The sequence below is a fragment of the Ignavibacteriota bacterium genome (assembly GCA_016716225.1).
GTDB lineage: Bacteria > Bacteroidota > Ignavibacteria > Ignavibacteriales > Melioribacteraceae.
Genome location: JADJWT010000001.1, coordinates 3,732,487 through 3,754,171, shown reverse-complemented (window position 1 = coordinate 3,754,171; position 21,685 = coordinate 3,732,487). Strand labels below are relative to the sequence as shown.

Sequence of the window (21,685 nt, the reverse complement as noted above, 5' to 3'; positions counted from 1 at the left end):
ATAATGAAAAATAAGTCAATTTTATTTTTACTGATTTTAACAAGCAGTTTTATATTTGCATCTGGTGGAACAATTTACACAAGATACGGAGTGGGCGACTTATTTCATTATAACTCCGCGGGCAAATTATCACTTGGTGGAATTGGAACTGCGCATGTAAATGAGAATTTAATTAACCTAAATAATCCGGCAACCTGGAAATCTATAACAAATACAAAATTAGGTGTAAATTTATTTACAAATATTGCACAAATTAGCGATGGAAATTCCGATGCAAATTTTTCCGAAGTTAAATTTTCCGGATTTCATTTGGCATTTCCGATTGAAAGAGATTTAGGTATTGGATTTGTATTCGGATTAACTCCATACTCAACAATTAATTATGACATTACGAATAATTATCTTGAGGGACAAGAAAATAGTTATACAGAAGATTTTATCGGAAGTGGTGGATTATCAAAAGTATTTCTCGGAATTTCAACATCTCTTCCTTTAGATTTTTCCATCGGAGCTACATTTGAATATTATACTGGAAATGCAAAATATGAAAGTCAGGTTATTTATAATGATACATCAGATTTTTCTGATTCGTACTTTACATCTGAATTAAAACATAAAGGTTTGGGAACAACTCTTGGATTTTTAACACCAAATATTTCATCAATTTTCGGAAGTGAAAATATTAAAAATTTGAGTTTTGGCGTAAGTTATGAAATTGGAAGCAAAATAAATACAGATAGTTCATCTTACGCAACAACAACTTTGGGGCAAAAAGTATTTCAGAGTAAATCTTTTATAACCGAAATGCCATCCAAACTTTCTCTAGGTTTAAATTTTTCTTTCAATAAATTAAATTTGATTTTAGATTACACAAATCAGCCTTGGTCAAAATTCAAACAAAATGGGAAAATTTTTAGTAATTTAAAAGACCTTAATAGATACAGTATGGGAATTGAGTACGATCAACAAGTCAAAAAATTTGCCACATTTTGGGAACTTGTAAAATATAGATTTGGTTTAAGTTATGAACAGACACAATATACATTTAAAGGTGAAGATATAAATCAATTTGGAATACATACTGGAATATCATTTCCACTAGGATTTGAAAATTCTATTGATATTGGTTTAATGTACGGAATTAGAGGAACAACCAATCAAAATTTACTGAAAGAAAATATTTTCCAAGCAAATTTTTCAGTAAATTTCGGTGAACTTTGGTTTGTGAGACAAGATAGATAATAACTTAAGGAGAATAAAATTGAAAGCACTCAAAACAATTACATTTTCAATTCTAACAGCTATCTTATTTTTAAATGTTGAAACTTCAGCAAAAAATAATTTTAATAGCGGTGATAGTATTAATGTAATGGTTGAAGCTAGTTTGTTTTTTGAAGCTTACAAAATTAAACAATATGAAATGTGGACTCTTGAAAAAGGTTTTAATGTTATAAATACAAAACCCGATTTTATGCCGCAATATAAAATTTATAAAAAAATGGATAAAGTACTTTTTGAAGTTTATGCAGATAGCAATACAACTGAGGAAACAAGAACTTTACTAGCTGATACCGCAATTTTCTTGTTTGATAAAGCTGCTCAATATGATAAAGAAGATGCCGGCTATTATTTGTTGAAAAAAGCTTATGTTCTTGATCAATGGAAAAAATCAGCACCGGAAGTTTCTATTGCTGCTTATGAACAAGGGTTTGCTCTTGATACAGCTTACACTGCGGATGAAATTTATTATGCAGATCAGCTTGGAACTTTATATGTTGATAATATGAATGATAGTAATGATTATAAAATGAAGGCTTTAGATATTTATATGAAACTTTCTGATTTAGAACCGGATAATGCAGTTTGGAATGCAAAGATGACCAGATTAGCTGAAGATAGTGCCCAATTACAAGAATTTCTAAAGAGAGCATGGGATCAAGATAAAGAAAATCCGGAAAAAGCTTGGAAATATGCCATGATATGTAAAAAGAATCAAGATTATGAGGCTTCAATAGAGCCATTGCAATTCTTGATTGATAAAAATCCTGAAGTAATAAATTACTGGAATGAAATTGCAAGAGCATATCAAAAAAATGATCAAGTTGATAAAGCAATTAGTTCTTACAAAAAATTAATTGATCTTCAACCTGAAAATAGAGATAGTTACTTCAACTTGGCACTTTTGTATAAGGATTTAGATCAATTGTCAGTTTCGAGAAGTTATTTACAAAAAGCATCTAAAGTTAGTCCAGGATGGGATTATCCAACATATATTGAAGCAAGTTTATATGAACAAGCTGCAAGAAGCTGCGGATTTGAATTCGAAGATAAATGTGTATATCAATTAGCTGCTGATACATATAGACAAGTTGTTAGAATGGGCGGAGAACATGCATCATCTGCAGCAGAAAGAGTAAGTGCATTGCAAAATTCGGTTCCTTCAAAGGAAGATTATTTCTTTAGAAAAAAACAAAATGGTGATGTTATTAAAATTGAAGGTAAATGCTACGATTGGATTGGCAAATCAATAACAGTTTCTTTCTAAGGAAAATTTATGTATCAATATTTAGCGGATGATAAAGAAATTGCAGAAGTTTTAAAATTAGAAATCTCGCGTCAATCAGATTATCTTGAACTTATCGCATCTGAAAATTTTGTAAGTCCAGCCGTCTTAGCAGCGGCTGGTTCTGTTTTAACAAATAAATATGCAGAAGGTTATCCTGGCAGAAGATATTACGGTGGTTGCGAATATGTAGATATGGCAGAAGAAATTGCGATAGAACGAATAAAAAAAATATTCAATGCAGAATATGCGAACGTTCAGCCACACAGTGGATCCCAAGCAAACATGGCTGTTTTTATGACCTTACTCCAACCCGGTGATACATTTCTCGGTTTGGATTTAGCACACGGTGGACATTTAACACACGGTTCTCTGGTTAACTTTTCAGGAAAAATTTACAAAGCAATTGGATATTCACTTAATAAAGAAACTGAAGAATTAGATTATAACGTAATTGAAGATTTAGCAAAAAAAGAAAAACCAAAATTAATTATTACTGGTGCAAGCGCTTATTCAAGAGAATGGGATTATGCTAAGTTTAGAGAAATTGCAGATAAAGTTGGCGCATTCCTTATGTGCGATATGGCGCATCCGGCTGGATTGATTGCCAAAAATTTACTTAACAATCCTTTACCATATTGCGATGTTGTTACTTCAACTACACACAAAACTTTACGCGGTCCAAGAGGCGGAATTATTTTAGTAGGAAAAGATTCGGAAAATAAACTTGGAAATAAAACCCCAAAAGGTGATAGATTAAAATTAATGTCTGAACTTTTTGATAGCACAGTAATGCCGGGAATTCAAGGCGGTCCGTTAATGCATATTATTATGGCGAAAGCTGTTGCGTTTGGTGAGATTCTTCAAGATTCATTTCAAACCTATGCTGAACAAGTTGTAAAAAATGCAAAAGTTTTAGCTGATAGTTTAATTCAAAAGGGTTATAAAATTGTATCTGGTGGAACTTCAAATCACTTAATGCTTGTTGATTTATCTAATAAAAATGTTTCCGGTAAAAAAGCCGAAATTGCATTGGAAAAAGCCGGAATTACCGTTAATAAAAATATGGTTCCTTTCGATACAAAAAGCCCTTTTGTTACAAGTGGAATTAGAGTTGGAACTCCAGCTGCAACCACTCGCGGAATGAAAGAACCGGAAATGAGTATTATTGCGGAAATAATTGATAGAGCAATTACAAATTTTGAAAATGATGAAAAACTTGCTCATCTAAAACCGGAAGTAAAAAATTTATGTTCAAAATTTCCTCTTTATGCAGAATTTAGAAATTAATATTATTTTGTGAAAACTGATAAAACTCCGGCAGATGAAATTATTGATCAAGAAGGTGAAATGTCCTTCCTTGAACACCTTGAAGAATTAAGGTGGAGAATTCTTTATCTTTTAATTGGTGTTACAATCGGAACAATCCTTGCGTGGATATTCATAGATTTCTTGATTGACAACATTTTACTAATTCCAGCAAAAAAAGCTAAAATTAACCTACAAAACTTAAAACCTTTCGGACAATTATTTATCTATTTTCAAGTTGCGGTAATTGGCGGATTTATTTTAAGTATCCCGAATGTTTTTTATCAAGTATGGAAATTTATTTCACCCGCACTTAAAAAAGAATGAAAGAAAATATGTTTCGTTAATTGTAATTTTTTCTTCTGTATGTTTTTTAGCCGGAATTACTTTTGCATATTTTGTAATGCTTCCTTTAACACTTTCTTTTGCTGGTCAATTCGGAACTTCATCAATAGAAAATAATTTTGCAATCGATGAATATTTTTCAATAATAATTAGTGTTATGTTGGCTGCTGGAGTAATTTTTGAACTTCCGATGTTATCTTTTTTTCTTACAAAATTAGGAATTTTAACTCCCGCTTTTATGAGAAAATTTAGAAAACATTCTATAGTTGGAATTTTGATTATTGCAGCAGTTCTAACTCCCGGAACTGATCCTGTTGCGCAAATTCTGTTAGCTATCCCTTTGGTTTTATTATATGAAATAAGTATATTCGTTTCCAAATTTTCATTAAAGAAAAATATTGAAACCTAATCTTTCCGAAATAAGCAAACCAATTTTAAATGAATTAGAAGACTTCAATCAACTTTTTAAAAAATCTCTCAAATCTGAAGTTGGAATTGTTGATTTAGTTACCAAGTATATACTGAAGCAAAAAGGTAAAAAAATTCGACCAATACTTGTTCTACTTTCCAGCAAAGTTATTGGCGATGTAAATCAGAAAAGTTTACGCGGAGCTATTCTTGTTGAACTTCTACACACCGCAACTTTAGTTCACGATGATGTTGTTGATGGAGCGGAAAAAAGACGCGGACTTCCATCGATAAATGCAGTTTGGAAAAACAAAGTTGCCGTTCTTATGGGCGATTATTTACTTTCAAGAGGATTATTAATTTCTTTAGATAGTGATGATTTTGATTTACTGAAAATAATTACAAAAGCAGTAAAGAGAATGTCGGAAGGTGAATTACTTCAAATAAGAAAAACTCGCAAACTTGATATTGATGAAGAAACTTACTTTAGAATAATTTCTGATAAAACTGCTTCGCTGCTTTCAACATGCTGTGAAATTGGCGCAGCAAGCACAACAAATAATGAAAAATATATTTCTGCTTTAAGAAATTACGGTGAAAATTTAGGAAAAGCATTTCAAATTGTTGATGATATTTTGGATTATATTGGAACTTCATCAATAATTGGTAAACCACTTGGCGCAGATATTCGTGAGAAGAAAATTACTCTTCCATTAATTCATTCACTTAGAACTGCTTCTAAAAGTGAATCATCCGCAGTTATTAAACTTATCAAAAATGTAAAAACCAAAAATAATATAAATGAAATATTGAATTTTGTTAATAAATATAAAGGAATTGAATATTCATACAATATTGCAAAATCATTTATTTCCGAGGCAAAAGAATCTTTAAAAGTATTTGAAGAATCTGAAAGTAAAAAATCCCTTGAATTACTTTTAGATTTTGTACTTGAAAGAAAAAAATAATTTATAGCATAAAAGTTTATATTTTTTTTTGGTAATTTATATCAGATTTTTTATCTTAAAAATATATTTTTTCTAAAATATTCAGCGTGTTTATTTCATCGATCTTTAAGTTACTTGTGATTATAGATAAAGTTAAACATTTAGGTAATAAATGAAAAAATCTTTTCTAGATTATACTCTTAAGGTTAGATTACCACTTACCTTATTTGTTGCATTAGTTTCCTTTATAATTACGTTTTATGTTTCAAGACCGGAAAGGGATGGAATTGGTTACCAACCAGAACAGCCAATTGCATATTCTCATAAACTACATGCCGGTCAAATGAAAATTGATTGTCAATATTGCCATACCGGAGTTACAAAAGGAAGACATGCATTAGTTCCATCTGCTAATATTTGTATGAACTGCCATACTCTAGCAAGAAACAAACAACCAGAAATTATTAAACTTGCAAAATTCTTTAATGAAAATACTCCAATTCCGTGGAAGAGAATTCACAAAGTTCCAGAATATGCATATTTCAATCACTCTGTTCATGTTAATAAAGGAATGAAGTGTGAAACATGTCACGGAAATATTGCGGATATGGAAGTTGTAAGTCAAATGAAAGGTTGGACAATGACAGCTTGTTTGGATTGTCACAGAAATCCGGAAAAACAATTACCGTATTTGGAAAATGTAAAACAAGGTCCAACAAATTGCTCAGCATGTCATAGATAAGGAATTGAGAAATGTCAAAAATAAATAGAAGAAGTTTTTTTAATAAAATTACACTTAGTTCAATTGGTACTATTTTATTAAGTTCACTTCCATTGAAAATATTTGCAGATCAAAAAATGAAAATTTTTAAAAATATAAAAGTTAAAATTCACCCGGATTCAGTTAAGAGAAATAAATAGGATTTTGTAAAATGTCGAATAAAATCGGAACGAAAAATATCTGGAAAAGTATCAAAGAATTTGAAAATGATCCTCTAATCTTAGAAGAAAAACTTCATGAATTTAAAAATGGAGTTACCGATGATTTTGATCCGGCACAAATGTCAACTTTTTCAAGAAGAAAATTTCTTGCAGTTTTAGCTGCTTCAACAGCTTATGTTACAACAGCATGTACCGATTACAGAGATAAAGGTGAAATTGTACCTTATGTAAAACGGCCCGAAGAAATTTTACCTGGAAAACCAACTTATTATGCATCGACATTTTCCGAAGATGGATTAAGTTATGGAATTTTAGTAAAAACAAGAGAAGGCAGACCAATTAAAATTGAAGGAAATCCCGATGATCCAATAAACAAGGGAAAAATTCCATCAAAAGTTCATTCAAGCATATTAAATCTCTATGATCCGGATAGATTACAATTTCCAACAATTTCTAAAATAAAAACATCTTGGCAAATTATTAATGAAAAAATTATAAATATTTTAAATGAAGTAAATTCTGCGAATAAGGAAATTTCAGTTTTTACTAATCCATTAACTTCATCTACATCAAAAAAAGTTTTGGATGAATTTAAGTTAAAATATCCAACTTCAAAAATTTATTATACACAATTATCAAATAATTCAAATAGAATAAATTCTTGGAAGCAGAGTTTCAATCAAAATATTATTCCTTCAATTAAATGGGATAAAGCCAAAGTAATAGTTGCACTGGAATCTGATTTTTTAGGTAAAGAAGGAAACACTGTTGAAAATAGATTGAAATTTACAGAAGGCAAAGATATTGTTAAAAATAATGATATCAACAAACTATATGCAGTTGAAGGTGCAATGTCTTTAACCGGAATGAACGCTGATGAAAGATTTAGATTAAATCCCGTTTTACAATTCGAGTTTTTACAAAGTTTATTAAATGAGTTAATAAAAATTGGCGCCGTAAATTTTTCAGAAATTGCAGAAAATATTTCTTCTTCAATTTCTAGTTCTTCTCTTGAAAATTTTGCTGCAAAAACTAGTTTGAATTTGAAGAAATTAAAATTACTTGCAAATGATTTAAAAGAAAATAAATCAAATTCAATTCTGCATGCTGGTGATGTTTTAAGTTCAGAAGTCCATTTTATGGTAAACTTGATTAATGAACTTTTAGGTAACCAAAATTTATATGATTTTGAAAACGGATTTTTAGTTAATTCTGATTTAACTAAATCAGACGAAATTAAAAAATTTGTTTCAGAAGCAAAAAAGGGAAATATTGGAGCTGTAATTTCATTTGATGCAAATCCAATTTATGATTTACCGGAATCATTAGGCTTAAAGGAAATTTTTCAAAATTTAAAAACAACAATTTGTATTTCGGAAGTACCAAATGAAACTTCTGAAATTTCACAATATGTTTTAGCTGCAAATAATTATTTGGAATCTTGGGGAATTCATCAAACAAGAAATGGACATTTATCGCTTCAGCAGCCAGTTATTACTCCATTATTTGAAACAAAGCAAAAAGAAGAAATTATTTTAAATTGGTTAGGGAAAGAAAATCCAAATTATCATTCTTATATTTTGGATGAATTTAAAAACAATATTTACGTAACAAGTAATTCCGCCGCAGATTTTAATACATATTGGAATACAGCATTACATGATGGAATTTTGAAAGTTTCTAAACTTGCAGAATCTTATAAAATAATTGATCAGACAATTTTTAAGAAAGATATTACAAAAACAAATCAGCTTACTGTTTTACTTCAAAACAATTACAATATTGGAAATGGAAAATATTCAAACAATGGCTGGCTTCAAGAATTACCGCATCCAGTTACAAAAATTACTTGGGATAATTTTGCAGCAGTTTCTCCGCTAACTGCAGAAAGACTAAGTGTAACTTATGATGACTTAGTTGATGTTAATGTAAATAATAAAAAAGTAAGATTACCAATTTTTATTCAACCCGGAATGGCGGATGATCTGGTTGCTGTTGAGCTTGGTTATGGACGAAAGTTCAGCGGCGAAGTTGCAAACGAAGTAGGTTTTAGTTTAAATGAATTATTATCTGAAAATAATATTTCAAATTATATTTTAACTGGTGCATCAATAAACAAAACCGGCGAAACTTATAAACTTGCTTCAACTCAAGAGCATCATTCTTTGGATGATGAATCTGTAAAAGATTTTCATAGAATCAGAAATATTATTCAAGAAGGTACTTTAGAAGAGTATAAAAAGAATCCGAATTTTCTTAAAGAACACAAACATGAAATTTTCAGTATCACAAAATCTCATGAATATAAAAATGAAAAATGGGCTATGAGCATTGATCTAAACAAATGTTTAGGCTGCTCGGAATGTGTTAGTTCTTGTAATGTTGAAAATAATGTTCCGGTTGTTGGTAAAGATCAAGTTTCACGCGGAAGAGAAATGCATTGGATAAGAATTGATAGATATTACAGCGGAACTCCAGAAGAACCGATTGTTAGTAATCAACCAATGCTATGCCAACATTGTGATAATGCACCGTGCGAAAATGTTTGTCCGGTAAATGCTACAAATCATAGTCCCGATGGATTAAATCAAATGGCATATAATAGATGTGTTGGAACAAGATATTGCGCAAATAACTGTCCGTATAAAGTAAGAAGATTTAATTTTTATAATTTCAGAGATAATTTTGCTGATGCTCATTATGATAATGAATTGACATATTTGGTTAATAATCCTGAGGTGACTGTCAGATCGCGTGGTGTAATTGAAAAATGTTCATTCTGTGTTCAAAATATAATGCTTGCAAGAGAAAATGCAATTAGAGAAAATAGATCATTAAATGCAAATGAAGTTAAAACCGCTTGCCAAACTGCATGTCCGGCAAATGCAATAGAATTTGGAGATATGAATAACAAGGATTCTTTCATAAATAAATATCGAGAACATGAATTGAGTTATCATGTTTTGGAAGAATTAAATGTAGTTCCAAATATCACATATATAGCTAAAATTAGAAATACTCATTCGGAGGAAGTTTAGTGAGTAGTATAGATTTTTCAAAAGAATTTTCTGTCGTTGAAGGCAAACCGCCGTTAAGATCACTAGATGAAATTATTTCTAAACCTCTTGATTCTAAACCTGATAAAAAGTTTTATTTAGCTTTATCAGTAACATTAACAATGTTAACAATTGGAGCAATTGGGGTTTTATTATCATTGTTTTACGGAACGGGATTGTGGGGAAATAATAATCCTGTTGGCTGGGGATTTCCTATTGTGAATTTTGTTTTTTGGATTGGTATTGGTCACGCGGGAACTTTAATATCTGCAATTCTATTTTTATTTAGGCAAAAATGGAGAACCGGGATTGCACGATTTGCTGAAGGTATGACAATTTTTGCTGTAATTACCGCAATGATTTTTCCAATTTTACATACTGGTAGACCATGGATTGCAGCAGTATATTTATTACCTTATCCAAACCAGCATTCATTATGGGTTAATTTTACGTCCCCTTTACTTTGGGATGTTTTTGCTGTTTCAACTTATTTTACGGTTTCATTTGTATTTTGGTATATTGGATTAATTCCGGATTTTGCGACTCTCAGAGATCGTACTGCAAATAAAATTAAGAAAATTATTTATTCAATTTCAAGTTTGGGATGGAGACATTCAAATCGTCATTGGCAAAATTATGAATTAACTTATTTAATTCTTGCCGGATTTGCAACTCCGCTTGTATTATCAGTTCACACAATTGTAAGTTTTGACTTTGCCGTTTCAGTTTTACCCGGATGGCACACAACTATTTTCCCGCCGTACTTTGTTGCCGGTGCAGTTTTTTCCGGTTTTGCGATGGTTCAAAATGTGCTGATTTTTATTCGTAAAATTTTTAATTATGAACACATTATTACTCTCGACACTTTAGAAAAGATGAATAAAATTATGCTGCTTACCGGAATGTTAGTTGGTTACGCATATTCAATGGAATTTTTTATAGCATGGTATGGCGGAGTTCAAGCTGAATATTTTACTTTTATAAATAGAGCTTTTGGTGATTATTCTTGGGCATATTGGATAATGTTTTCATGCAATGTTTTTATTCCTCAACTTTTTTGGTTTAAGAAAATAAGAAGATCAATTCCAATTATGTTTGTAATTGCAGTTTTTGTAAATGTTGGAATGTGGTTTGAAAGATTTGTAATAACCGTTACTTCCTTATCCAGAGACTATTTACCATCAAGCTGGGGATATTTCAAACCAACACTCACCGATGCTTCACTATTAATTGGAAGTTTTGGTTTATTTTTTACCTTAGTTTTACTATTTACAAAATCATTACCTGTTGTTTCAATTTCGGAAGTTAAAGCTGTTGTTGATGGTGCGCAGCCATCACACGGAGATCATTAAAAATGAGTGAAAAATTATATTCCTACACCGCATTATTTAATACGCCAGATGAAATTATTCATGCTGCAAAATTTGTTGCGGAAAAAGGTTATACTAAATTTGATGTAAATACTCCATATCCAGTGCATGGAATGGATGATGCTATGAAATTGCCTCCATCAAAACTTGGATTTGTAACTCTCTTTGCCGGATTAAGTGGAATTGTTTTAGCTTTGTTGATGATGGGTTGGATGATGGGAATTGATTATCCAATTGTTATTGGAGGGAAACCATTTTTCCCTTTACCAGCTTTTATTCCAATTACGTTTGAAATAACTGTATTACTTGCAACTTTAACAACTGTTGCAGCATTACTATTTTTCTTTTTCAAATTGCCGAATAATAGACATCCTTTGCACGATACAAATTATATGAAAAATGTTTCTTCAGATAAATATGGAATTTATATTGAAGCTGTTGATCCCATTTTTAACGAAAATGAAGTTAAGGAATTATTTAAAAAGCTTCATGCATCCGTAATTGAACCAATTTATTTTGATAAAGAAGAAGTTAGTTTTAAACCATCTATTGCTGACCCAAAGTTCATTGCTTTTTTGGTTGGAGTTGCAATTTTTGTTTCCATTTCAGCTTATTTACATATGAATAAATTGCTTTATATTGTTCCTTTTAATTGGATGGATAAACAAGAAAAAGTAATTGCACAATCAACTTCGGAATTAAATGAAAATGGTTCTGGAATGCTAAAACCGGTTGAAGGTTCTGTTGCAAGAGGATATTTACCTTATCAATTTAAAGACAAACCAGATGATGCCGCTAAGTTATTGTCAAATCCAATTATTCCGAATGAAGAGAACTTAGCAATTGGAAAAAATAAATATAATATATATTGCAGTCCTTGTCACGGTTATTTAGCAGAAGGAGATAGCAGATTGCGCGGACAATTTCCAAATCCGCCAAGTTTGCATTCAGAAAAAGTTAGGAGTTGGTCGGATGGAAGAATTTATCATGTAATTGTTGAAGGACAAAATGTAATGCCATCATATATTTCACAGCTTTCAAGAGAAGAAAGATGGGCTGTAATAAATTATATTCGTGTTCTCCAAAGATCATTAAATGCTAAGGAGTCTGATTTATAATGAGTTCTGTTACAAACAATGAAATTGAATATTCAAAAAAAGCATTGCCACCTTTTTTAATAATGTTGCTATTGGGCTTACAGTTATTGGATTTATTCTTGTAGTATTTGCATATTTAACAGATGCAACAAGAAGTGCGTTTAACAATATTATTCTATTAATGTTTGTTACAAGTATTGGATTAGGCTCACTTTTTTTAGTAGCAATTGAATACATCAGCGGCGCAGTTTGGAGCACTCCATTTAGAAGAATTGCAGAAATACTTTCTTCATTATTATTGGTAGTTCCGTTTTTAGCAATACCAATTTATTTCAATCTGCATGATGTTTATCATTGGACGCACTTGGATGTTGTTGCAAATGATAAAATTCTTTCGCAAAAAAGTCCGTATTTGAATGAAGCATTTTTCACCATTAGAATTGTAGGATATTTTGTTATTTGGATATTATTTTATTTTCTGATTTCCAGAAATTCACAAAAACAAGATTTTAATAAAGATCAATCATTAACAAAAAAGAATATTAAATTATCTGCAATTTTCATCCCATTTTTTGCAATTACAATTACATTTTCTGCAATTGATTGGATGATGAGTCTAGAACCGCATTGGTTTTCTACAATTTACGGAGTTTATTATTTTGCGGGAACTTTTATATCATCATTAGCAATTATTACTTTTCTTGTTGTTTATCTTCATGAAAAAGGAATGTTTGTGAATGGAATTGTTACCGATCATTATTATAGTTTTGGTGCATTGCTTTACGGATTTGTAAACTTTTGGGCTTATATTGCATTCAGTCAATTTATGCTAATTTGGTATGCAAATCTTCCCGAAGAAACTTTTTGGTTTATCAAAAGATGGGAAGGCAGTTGGCTTATTTTTACAGTTGTATTTATTTTTATTCATTTTGTTATTCCGTTTTTCGCGCTAGTTTCACAGCCAGCAAAAACAAATGGAAAGCGATTGAAATTTATGACAATTTGGCTTTTAGTTGCTCATTTTATGGATTTGTATTTTTTAGTAATTCCAACTTTTAGTCCAAACGGAGTTTCTTTAGGATGGATTGAATTAGGATTTTTCTTACTTGCATTTGGAATTGTATTTTTAGTTTTTTCAATAAAATCAAAAAGCGTAAATTTAATTCCTATTGGTGATCCAAAATTAAAAAGAGGAATTGATTTTCGACTTTAATCAAGAGCTGAATTATGGATGAAAAAAATAGTTTTGAAACGGAAATAAACTTTAAAGAATTACCAAAATCTCCCTCAAGATTATTTGGTTGGATTTTTCCTTACTATGCCTTTTTATTTTTAATAGTTGGAATTTATTTTATCCAAAATTTGGATAAAACTTCTTTCAATTCTGTTCCGGCAATTTATACAGATTCTTTAGAAATTAATGTTGATGTTGCGGTAAAAAAAGGTGGTGTGCTTCCGGCTGTTGATTTGGGATTAATTTCAAATCCAACAAATGAGATGGTTGAAAAAGGTAACACATTGTATCAAACAAATTGTGCATCTTGTCATGGTGCAGATGGAAACGGAGATGGCGTTGCAGCCGCAGCTTTAAATCCTAAACCAAGAAATTTTCATCAAAAAGATGGTTGGACAAACGGAAGAGAATTTTCCAAATTATTTAACACATTACAAAAGGTGTTCCAAATACCGGAATGATTGCTTACGAATTTATTCCAGTTGCAGATCGAATTGCAATAATTCAATTCATTAGAAAAATGTCAGATTTTCCGGAAGTTACAAATACTGAAATTGCTGATTTAGATCAAACTTATTCTCTGTCAAAGGGAGTTATTTCTCCAAATAATGTTAGTTTGGCAACTGCAACAAAAAAAATTGCTGAAGAATCAGAATTAGTAAAAGCTAATATAGTTAATGTTTTGGAAAAAATTAATTCTAATACTGATCAACAAGTTTTGAGTATTTTCAATAATTATGTTTTAGATAAAGAAAAAGTAGTTTCAGTTTTTAATCGCGATTTCACACAAAACAAAGATGCGGAATTATTTATAAATAAATTGATGATTTCTCCGGTTGCAAATGGGTTTAAACCAAATATTGTAGAATTACCGAAAGAAGAATTAATTAAATTATTTAATGTTCTTGCAAATGCAATAAGTTGAAATTCTAATAAATTTTAGGAATTAAAAATTGAATCTTTTTAGTAATTTGTTTTCGGTTGAAAATTTAACGGATTTATTTTTTGTAAAATACGGACTTTTTATTTCATTGTTATTTTATACTCCTTTTGTTAGTGTTTTAATTGGGTCATTATTTTTTTCGTTGATTCATTTTAGAAAAGGGAAATTATTAAAATCAAATTCTCATCTTTCATTTTCAAAATTTATTATTAATATCTTATTAGAAAAAAAATGGTTTGTTTTTCTTATCGGAATTTTACCAGCTTTATTTTTGTTAATTACATTTAATCAAATTTATGCAAATGTAAATTCTGATGATTTACTTTTTGCTTTCATATTACATATCTCCGGAATTATTCTTTCCCTAACTTACAAAGGAAGTTTTTCAATATTTAAAATTGAAAAAAATGAAATTACCTACGTAGATGTAACATCAAAAAAGAAAAATATTTCATTACTAAATTTTGGAGGTTGGTTAGGATTGTTATTTCTGTTTAAATCTACTTATATAATTTTCAGTTATGTAAACTTTGCGTTAAATAAATCAATCCAAATTGATTCATTTGATATTTTACTTAATAATTTCAGTATTATAAATTTTTTACTATTACTAGCCATTTCCTTTGCAATAACTCCAGCAATTATTATTGTAAAATTAAATCAGCAAAAAAGCAATTTAAGTTTTACTGATTACGGGAAAGATTTTTCGGCAAAATCCGGAATTTTATTTTCGTTCATTCAACCATTACTTTTTGTACTCATTATTATATCAATTTCAGCTCAAGCAATTTCTTTTTCATATTTTATTTCAACAATTATTGTTTTGACATTAATGCTTATTTCAAGTGTTCAATTTTATTTGCGGTACAAGGGAAACAATGTGAAAAGTAATAAAATTGTTTTAACAATTTTGTTATTGATTGTAATGTTAATTTATCACGGGCAGCTAAACAACGAAAAATTAAATCAAAAAAATGACTTAAAATCCGGAATGTTTCTAAATTTATTTTCGTAGCTGATCAAAAACCTTTTTCAAATCTGATCGTTTTAAAAATTTAGTTTACTTTTTATTGCAAAATTTGAAAAAATTAAATAATTTCTGACTCATTTAAATTATACTTTATATCCAATTTTGAGAAATAATTGAACCAAAAAATAAGACAAATACTCTGCATTATTATTTTTATAGAAGTTTTTTCATTTCTGATTTTTGCTGAAGGAAAACATGTTGAAATTGGAATTGATGAAAAATTAGGTAATGTTTTTGATGGAAATTTAATATTTAAAAATTCTGATGGGGAAATAGTAAAATTATCTGAAGTTATAACAAAACCAACTTTATTGGCATTTGTTTATTATGAATGTCCCGGAATTTGTAACAGTACATTAACAGAATTGGCTTGGGTTGTTGATAGAGTAGAATTGGAACCGGGAAAAGATTTTCAAGTTTTAACAATAAGTATTGATAATGAAGAAACTTCTAAAATTGCATCACAATCTAAAACGGATTTTCTTTCTTCATTAAAGAGGAAATTTCCAAATGATGCTTGGACTTTTTTAGTTACAGATTCTTTAACAATAAGTAAAGTTACATCACAAGCTGGATTTTATTTTCAAAAAATTGGTGATGAATATAGACATCCCGGCGGATTAATTACAGTTTCTCCGGAAAGAAAAATTTCGCGTTATATTTTCGGGTCACAGTTTAATCAGTTTGATGTAAAAATGGCTTTACTTGATGCAAAAGCCGGGAAGACAAATCCAACAGTTGCCAAATTGTTACAATTTTGTTTTAGTTATGATCCGGATGGAAGAAATTATACTTTGAATATTACAAGAATTGTTGGAATAATAATGCTTATTGGAGTTGGATTTTTCTTTGCATATTTAACAATTTTTAAAAAGAAAAAAATCGTTAATTCATAAATTATTGAATTTATAGGAGATTTGATGGCAAACGGTACAATTGCTATTTCTGAAAAATCATTTTTTGAAGAAGGAACTACCAAAAAGGCAAACGGAATTTTGTCTTGGCTTTTAAGTACAGACCATAAAAGAATTGGTATTATGTATTTATTCTCAATAGCTATATTCTTTTTTGTTGGTGTAATTTTTGGAGTTTTGATGCGATTAGAATTAATTGCTCCCGGCAGAACAATTATGGACGCACAAACTTATAATACAATATTTACACTTCACGGTGTAATTATGATTTTCTTATTTATCGTTCCCGGAATTCCTGCAGTTTTTGGAAATTTCTTTCTTCCACTTCAACTTGGAGCAAAAGATGTTGCATTTCCTAGATTAAATTTATTGTCATTTTGGATTTATTTAATTGGAGCAATTTTAGTTTTAATTTCACTTTTTGTAAAAGGCGGTCCGATAGATACTGGTTGGACTTTTTATATGCCTTATAGCGTTAGAACTACAACAAATGTTTCACTCGCAATTTTTGCTGCCTTCGTTTTAGGATTTTCATCAATTTTAACCGGATTAAATTTTGTTACAACAGTTCACAGATTACGCGCTCCGGGAATGACATTTTTTAAAATGCCATTATTTGTTTGGTCAACATATGCAACCGCGTGGATTCAAATTATTGCTACTCCGGTGATAGGAATTACAATTTTGTTAGTAATGTTAGAAAGATATTTTGGTGTCGGAATTTTTGATCCGGCATTAGGCGGAGATCCAATTTTATTTCAACATATGTTTTGGATTTATTCACATCCAGCTGTTTATATAATGATTTTACCGGCAATGGGAGTTGTTTCGGAAATTATTCCAACTTTTGCGCGAAGAACAATTTTTGGCTACAGAGCAATTGCTATGTCAAGTTTAGCCATTGCATTTATTGGATATTTGGTTTGGGCGCATCATATGTTTACAAGCGGAATGAGTGATACTGCCGCAATTATTTTTTCATTCTTAACATTTATTGTTGCATTGCCAAGTGCAATAAAAGTATTTAATTGGGTTGCTACACTTTATAAGGGTTCTATTGATCCGCAACCGCCATTCTTATGGGTGATGAATTTTATTTTCTTATTTACTATTGGTGGATTAACCGGTTTAGTTTTGGGCACTTTAGCTACAAATATTCATGTTCATGATACATACTTTGTTGTTGCACATTTTCATTATGTAATGTTTGGCGGAACTGGAACAATATTTTTTGCTGCACTTTATTATTGGTTTCCTAAAATGTCCGGCAAAATGTATAATATAAAACTTGCGAAAATTAATGCCGGATTATTTTTTATTGCTTTCAATACTTTGTATTTCCCAAAATTTATTTTAGGTTATATGGGAATGCCAAGAAGATATTATGATTATCTTCCGGAATTTGCAGACTTACAATTAATTTCTACAATTGGTTCTTGGATAATGTTTTTAACTATAATTTTAATAATTTACAATTTGGTATCTGCAATGTTAAGCGGAGAAAAATCTATTGCAAATCCTTGGGGAGGAGTAACTTTAGAATGGCACACACCTTCTCCACCACCATTAGAAAATTTTGATGAAATTCCAACAGTAACGCACGAACCATATGATTTTAGTCAGTTAAAAACTATGAAATATATTCCCAAAGGAGAAACTTATGAGTAATCATTCTGCACAAATTGCACATAAGCATAGAGATGATGTTGGTTCCAGAATGGGAATGTGGTTATTTCTTTTTACAGAACTCTTATTATTTGGCGGTTTATTTTTAATATATGCTGTTTATCGACATGAATATATTGCTCAATTCAGAGTTGCTGCAATGGAATTGAATACAACAATTGGTGCATTAAACACAATTATTTTACTAACAAGCAGTTTAACTGTTGCTTTATCAATTGCAGCTTTGCAAAAAGGAAATAAAATTTTGTCAATCTTACTTTTAATAATGACAAATATTTTAGCTTTCGCATTTATGATTAATAAATATTTTGAATGGTCTGCAAAAATTCATCATGGAATTTATCCCGGAAGTGAACATTTATTAAATCTTCCAAACGGTCAAATTTTATTTTATGGTTTATATTACATTATGACTGGACTTCACGGCTTGCATGTTATAATTGGACTAGTTTTTCTAACAACTGTTCTAGCATTTATAATTACTGGATCAGTAAATAAAAACAATTATGTTAAGTTAGAAAATGCTGGTCTTTATTGGCATTTAGTTGATTTGATTTGGATTTTTCTTTTCCCACTATTTTATTTAATTCAGTAGGAGATAATGTGCAGGAAAAACATTCGCATGAAAATCACAATATAAGTTACAGCAAGTATTTACTTGTTTGGGTAAGTTTAATAGCTTTTACTTCAATTACTGTAACCATTGCCGGAATTAATTTAGGCGATTACACACTTGGAATTGCATTAACAATTGCTGCAATAAAATCAGCACTTGTTATTAATATTTTTATGCACATTAAATTTGAAGATCCAGTTTTCAAAGTTTTCTTATCAATTAGCGGATTTACACTAATAGTAATTTTTACATTAACATTTTTTGATTATTTCTATAGGTAGAAAAATTTATGAATTCAAATCCAAATTCATATGCTGATTTTGTTGATTCAACAATGATTTACGTTGTAAGCATTTCTCTATTTTTCTTAATCGGAATTTCAATTTTAATGGTTTATTTTGTTTTCAAATACCATAGAAAAAAAGGACATAAACCCGTTGATATTCACGGAAGTATTTTGCTAGAAACGGTTTGGTTTATAATTCCCACAATTCTTGTTTTAACGATGTTTTATTATGGATTTATCGGTTATAAAAAGTTCAAAAATATTCCAGCTAATTCTTTAGAAATTAATGTTACAGCTAAAATGTGGAATTGGGATTTTGTTTATGAAAACGGATTGAATTTGGACACTTTATATATTCCTAAAAATAGAAGTGTGAAATTAAATTTAATTTCCACCGATGTAAATCACTCACTTTACATTCCGGCGTTTAGAATTAAGCAAGATGTGATTGGCGGAAAACAACATTACTTGGTTTTAACTGCCGAAAAGGTTGGAAGCTATAATATTGCATGTGCGGAATATTGCGGAGTTGACCACTCGGCAATGTACACAAAATTAATTGTTCTCGAAGAAAATGATTACAACAAATGGTATGAAGCAAATAATCCTAAATTAGTAACAAATGAAAAAGTGAATTAAATGTCAGTTAATGTAACAGCAAATCAAATTGAAAACGGAATTATTGAAACTTTAAAAAGTTTTTTTCAAACATTAGTAAAGCATAAAAATATTTTGATAGAATTAACAAAATTCAAAATTACTTTTTTTGTTTCTGTAACAACTACAGTTGGATTTATTCTTTTTGATGCAAAAATTAATTTCGATTTGCTAATTGTAACTTTGGGAGTTTTATTCTTAGCAGCTGGTGCTTCCGCTTTGAATGAATATCAAGAAAGAAATTTAGATGGAAAAATGCCTAGAACAATTACGCGCCCAATTCCATCCGGAAGAATTTCTGCAAAATATGCACTTACTTCCTCAATGATATTAATTTTTTTTGGTTCAGTAATTTTATTTATTAGCGGAAAAATTGTACTCGCTTTGGGAATTTTTACGTTACTTTGGTATAACTTAATTTACACTCCGCTAAAATTAATTACACCGTTTGCTATAATTCCCGGATCTTTAGTTGGCGCACTTCCGCCAATGATTGGCTGGGCGGCTGCCGGTGGAGAAATATTTGAATACAAAATTTTAGCATTAGCTGGATTTTTATTTATTTGGCAAATTCCACACTTTTGGCTATTAATCTTAATGTATGATGATCAATATAAAAAAGCCGGATTTCCAACACTTTCAAATATTTTTTCATTTTTGCAAATTAAGATAATTACATATTTCTGGATTTTAATTTTGGTTTTATCAAGCTATGTTTTTTTTCAAGTCAGATTATCGGAAGGAATTTTCTCAAATATTTTGTTAATTATTTTTGGAAGTTTAACATTAGCTTTAACAATTTTTAATTTGCAAAACAATTCCAAGCAAAATTTTAGGAATAAATTTCTGATAATTAATGCTTACGTTTTAAGTGTACTTTTGTTAATCACAACTGAAAGTTTAATTTAAATTTTAGGAAAATTTTTAATGGAAATATTTCAAGATATAGTTTTTCCTCAATCACCGACTCATATTTTACTACTTGAATATTTGTTTTTCTTAACTTTAGTAGTTTTACTTCCTTATTTAAGTGTTCTAATAGGAACTTCATTATTTTCTACAATGCATTTTATTAAAGGAAGAAAATATGAAAATCGCGATTCATTAATTTTTGCAAAAGAATTGATTGACCTTTTTACAATTAACAAAACGATATCAATTGCACTTGGTATAGTTCCGTTTCTAAGTTTAATTTTTATTTTAGCTCAACTTTTATTTGGAACAAAATTAAATTTTACCACAGATTTAGTTTTTACACTTTTGATATTTATCGTATCACTCTTTTATTTATACATATATAAATACAGCTTTACACTCAAAAATGTTTTTAACTTGGTTAATGTTAAAGAAATTTCAAATAACAATTTAGTAAGTGAATTTGAACAACTTAGAAAAAGTAACAGTAAATTACTTTCAAAATCCGGTATAATTGGATTTACTTTATTATTATTTGTAGCTTATTTATTAGTAGGTGTAATTAAAATTGTTAGCTCGCCAAAAACACAAATTGATTTTTTTGAAATTATATTTTCAACTGATACATTTTTATATTTTCTTTTTTATATAAGTTTTTCAGTTTCAATAACTTGTGCAGCAATAGTTTTTAAATATTTCAAAAATGATGCAAAAAAATATAAAAGTGAATATCTGAATTTTATTAAAAATTTCAGTTTAAAAACCGGACTAATATTTAGTTTTATTCAGCCATTTTTATTTGTATTATCATTTATTAACTCACCAAATAATTCATTATCATTTGCAATTTTTATAACCGGAATTTTAATTTTATTACTAATGCTTGTAATTAATGTTTTGTTCTATTTGATGTATAAAGATTCCAAAATGAATTTAGGCGGATCAACAGTTTTAGTTTTTTTATTACTTGCGGCAGCATTGGTTTATAAAGATCAGCAAGCATTTGAAACAAAAAATGTTGAAAATATTTTTGAACAAGAAAAAGCTTATAAATTATTTGCTCTAAAAATAAAAGAGGAAGCCGGAATTAATGAAATTGTTGAAGTTAAAGGTGAAGATATATATAATACAAAATGTATTGCTTGTCATCGTTTTGATACGAAATTAGTTGGTCCAGCTTATAACGATGTTCTTCCAAAGTATGATGGGAAAAGGGCAGAGTTAGTTGATTTTATACTTAATCCAAGAAAAGTAAATCCGGATTTTACAGCAATGCCAAATCAAGGTTTAAAGCCAAAAGAAGCCGAAGCAATTGCTGAATACATTGTAAAAATTTATGAAGAAAATAAAAAATAAAGTTATTTAATT

The 21,685-nt window shown here is 29.5% G+C and carries 20 protein-coding genes and 1 pseudogene; all 21 read left to right on the top strand.

The window, feature by feature from the left end:
* Nucleotides 1–3 precede the first annotated feature (3 nt).
* The 21 genes and pseudogenes from IPM32_16255 (at nucleotide 4) to IPM32_16155 (ending at nucleotide 21,673) form a co-directional block, all read left to right on the top strand.
* Entirely contained in the window at nucleotides 4–1,242 is a 1,239-nt protein-coding gene (locus tag IPM32_16255; GenBank protein ID MBK8946803.1) for a hypothetical protein, read from the top strand.
* A gap of 19 nt (nucleotides 1,243–1,261) precedes the next feature.
* Nucleotides 1,262–2,545, top strand: a complete 1,284-nt coding sequence (locus IPM32_16250; protein ID MBK8946802.1) for a tetratricopeptide repeat protein — start codon at nucleotides 1,262–1,264, stop codon at nucleotides 2,543–2,545.
* A 9-nt stretch (nucleotides 2,546–2,554) separates the two neighbouring features.
* A complete protein-coding gene (locus IPM32_16245) occupies nucleotides 2,555–3,853 on the top strand; it encodes a serine hydroxymethyltransferase (GenBank protein MBK8946801.1) in 1,299 nt (432 codons plus the stop codon).
* Nucleotides 3,854–3,913: 60 nt separating this feature from the next.
* Nucleotides 3,914–4,625: pseudogene (gene tatC, locus IPM32_16240) on the top strand (twin-arginine translocase subunit TatC).
* Nucleotides 4,615–5,592, top strand: coding sequence for a polyprenyl synthetase family protein (locus IPM32_16235; protein ID MBK8946800.1), 978 nt, complete (start codon nucleotides 4,615–4,617; stop codon nucleotides 5,590–5,592). The pseudogene tatC and the gene IPM32_16235 overlap by 11 nt, the downstream one beginning before the upstream one ends.
* Before the next feature lie 151 nt (nucleotides 5,593–5,743).
* Complete coding sequence (locus tag IPM32_16230; protein MBK8946799.1) at nucleotides 5,744–6,313, top strand: cytochrome c3 family protein; 570 nt, start codon at nucleotides 5,744–5,746, stop codon at nucleotides 6,311–6,313.
* A gap of 11 nt (nucleotides 6,314–6,324) precedes the next feature.
* Entirely contained in the window at nucleotides 6,325–6,492 is a 168-nt protein-coding gene (locus tag IPM32_16225) for a hypothetical protein (protein MBK8946798.1), read from the top strand.
* 23 nt (nucleotides 6,493–6,515) lie between these two features.
* Nucleotides 6,516–9,551 (top strand): Fe-S-cluster-containing hydrogenase, encoded by a 3,036-nt coding sequence (locus IPM32_16220; protein MBK8946797.1) that lies wholly within the window; start codon nucleotides 6,516–6,518, stop codon nucleotides 9,549–9,551.
* The gene (gene nrfD / locus IPM32_16215; protein MBK8946796.1) at nucleotides 9,551–10,921 is read left to right on the top strand and encodes a polysulfide reductase NrfD; all 1,371 of its coding nucleotides are present in this window, start codon (nucleotides 9,551–9,553) and stop codon (nucleotides 10,919–10,921) included. The genes IPM32_16220 and nrfD overlap by 1 nt, the downstream gene beginning before the upstream one ends.
* Before the next feature lie 2 nt (nucleotides 10,922–10,923).
* Nucleotides 10,924–12,057, top strand: a complete 1,134-nt coding sequence (locus IPM32_16210; GenBank protein ID MBK8946795.1) for a DUF3341 domain-containing protein — start codon at nucleotides 10,924–10,926, stop codon at nucleotides 12,055–12,057.
* Nucleotides 12,058–12,217: 160 nt separating this feature from the next.
* On the top strand, nucleotides 12,218–13,249 hold the full coding sequence (locus IPM32_16205) for a quinol:cytochrome C oxidoreductase (protein ID MBK8946794.1): 1,032 nt from the start codon (nucleotides 12,218–12,220) through the stop codon (nucleotides 13,247–13,249).
* A gap of 284 nt (nucleotides 13,250–13,533) precedes the next feature.
* Nucleotides 13,534–13,731, top strand: a complete 198-nt coding sequence (locus IPM32_16200; protein MBK8946793.1) for a cytochrome c — start codon at nucleotides 13,534–13,536, stop codon at nucleotides 13,729–13,731.
* Nucleotides 13,728–14,195, top strand: a complete 468-nt coding sequence (locus IPM32_16195; GenBank protein MBK8946792.1) for a hypothetical protein — start codon at nucleotides 13,728–13,730, stop codon at nucleotides 14,193–14,195. The genes IPM32_16200 and IPM32_16195 overlap by 4 nt, the downstream gene beginning before the upstream one ends.
* A gap of 28 nt (nucleotides 14,196–14,223) precedes the next feature.
* Complete coding sequence (locus IPM32_16190; protein MBK8946791.1) at nucleotides 14,224–15,228, top strand: hypothetical protein; 1,005 nt, start codon at nucleotides 14,224–14,226, stop codon at nucleotides 15,226–15,228.
* A gap of 128 nt (nucleotides 15,229–15,356) precedes the next feature.
* The gene (locus IPM32_16185) at nucleotides 15,357–16,139 is read left to right on the top strand and encodes an SCO family protein (protein ID MBK8946790.1); all 783 of its coding nucleotides are present in this window, start codon (nucleotides 15,357–15,359) and stop codon (nucleotides 16,137–16,139) included.
* A 24-nt stretch (nucleotides 16,140–16,163) separates the two neighbouring features.
* Nucleotides 16,164–17,825 (top strand): cytochrome c oxidase subunit I, encoded by a 1,662-nt coding sequence (gene ctaD / locus IPM32_16180; GenBank protein MBK8946789.1) that lies wholly within the window; start codon nucleotides 16,164–16,166, stop codon nucleotides 17,823–17,825.
* Complete coding sequence (locus IPM32_16175) at nucleotides 17,818–18,438, top strand: cytochrome c oxidase subunit 3 (protein MBK8946788.1); 621 nt, start codon at nucleotides 17,818–17,820, stop codon at nucleotides 18,436–18,438. The genes ctaD and IPM32_16175 overlap by 8 nt, the downstream gene beginning before the upstream one ends.
* Before the next feature lie 8 nt (nucleotides 18,439–18,446).
* A complete protein-coding gene (locus IPM32_16170; GenBank protein ID MBK8946787.1) occupies nucleotides 18,447–18,740 on the top strand; it encodes a cytochrome C oxidase subunit IV family protein in 294 nt (97 codons plus the stop codon).
* A gap of 8 nt (nucleotides 18,741–18,748) precedes the next feature.
* Nucleotides 18,749–19,384: a cytochrome c oxidase subunit II gene (gene coxB / locus IPM32_16165; GenBank protein MBK8946786.1), complete on the top strand. Its 636-nt coding sequence runs from the start codon at nucleotides 18,749–18,751 to the stop codon at nucleotides 19,382–19,384.
* Nucleotides 19,385–20,311, top strand: coding sequence for a protoheme IX farnesyltransferase (locus IPM32_16160; protein ID MBK8946785.1), 927 nt, complete (start codon nucleotides 19,385–19,387; stop codon nucleotides 20,309–20,311).
* An 18-nt stretch (nucleotides 20,312–20,329) separates the two neighbouring features.
* The gene (locus tag IPM32_16155) at nucleotides 20,330–21,673 is read left to right on the top strand and encodes a cytochrome c (GenBank protein ID MBK8946784.1); all 1,344 of its coding nucleotides are present in this window, start codon (nucleotides 20,330–20,332) and stop codon (nucleotides 21,671–21,673) included.
* The last annotated feature ends 12 nt before the right edge of the window (nucleotides 21,674–21,685 follow it).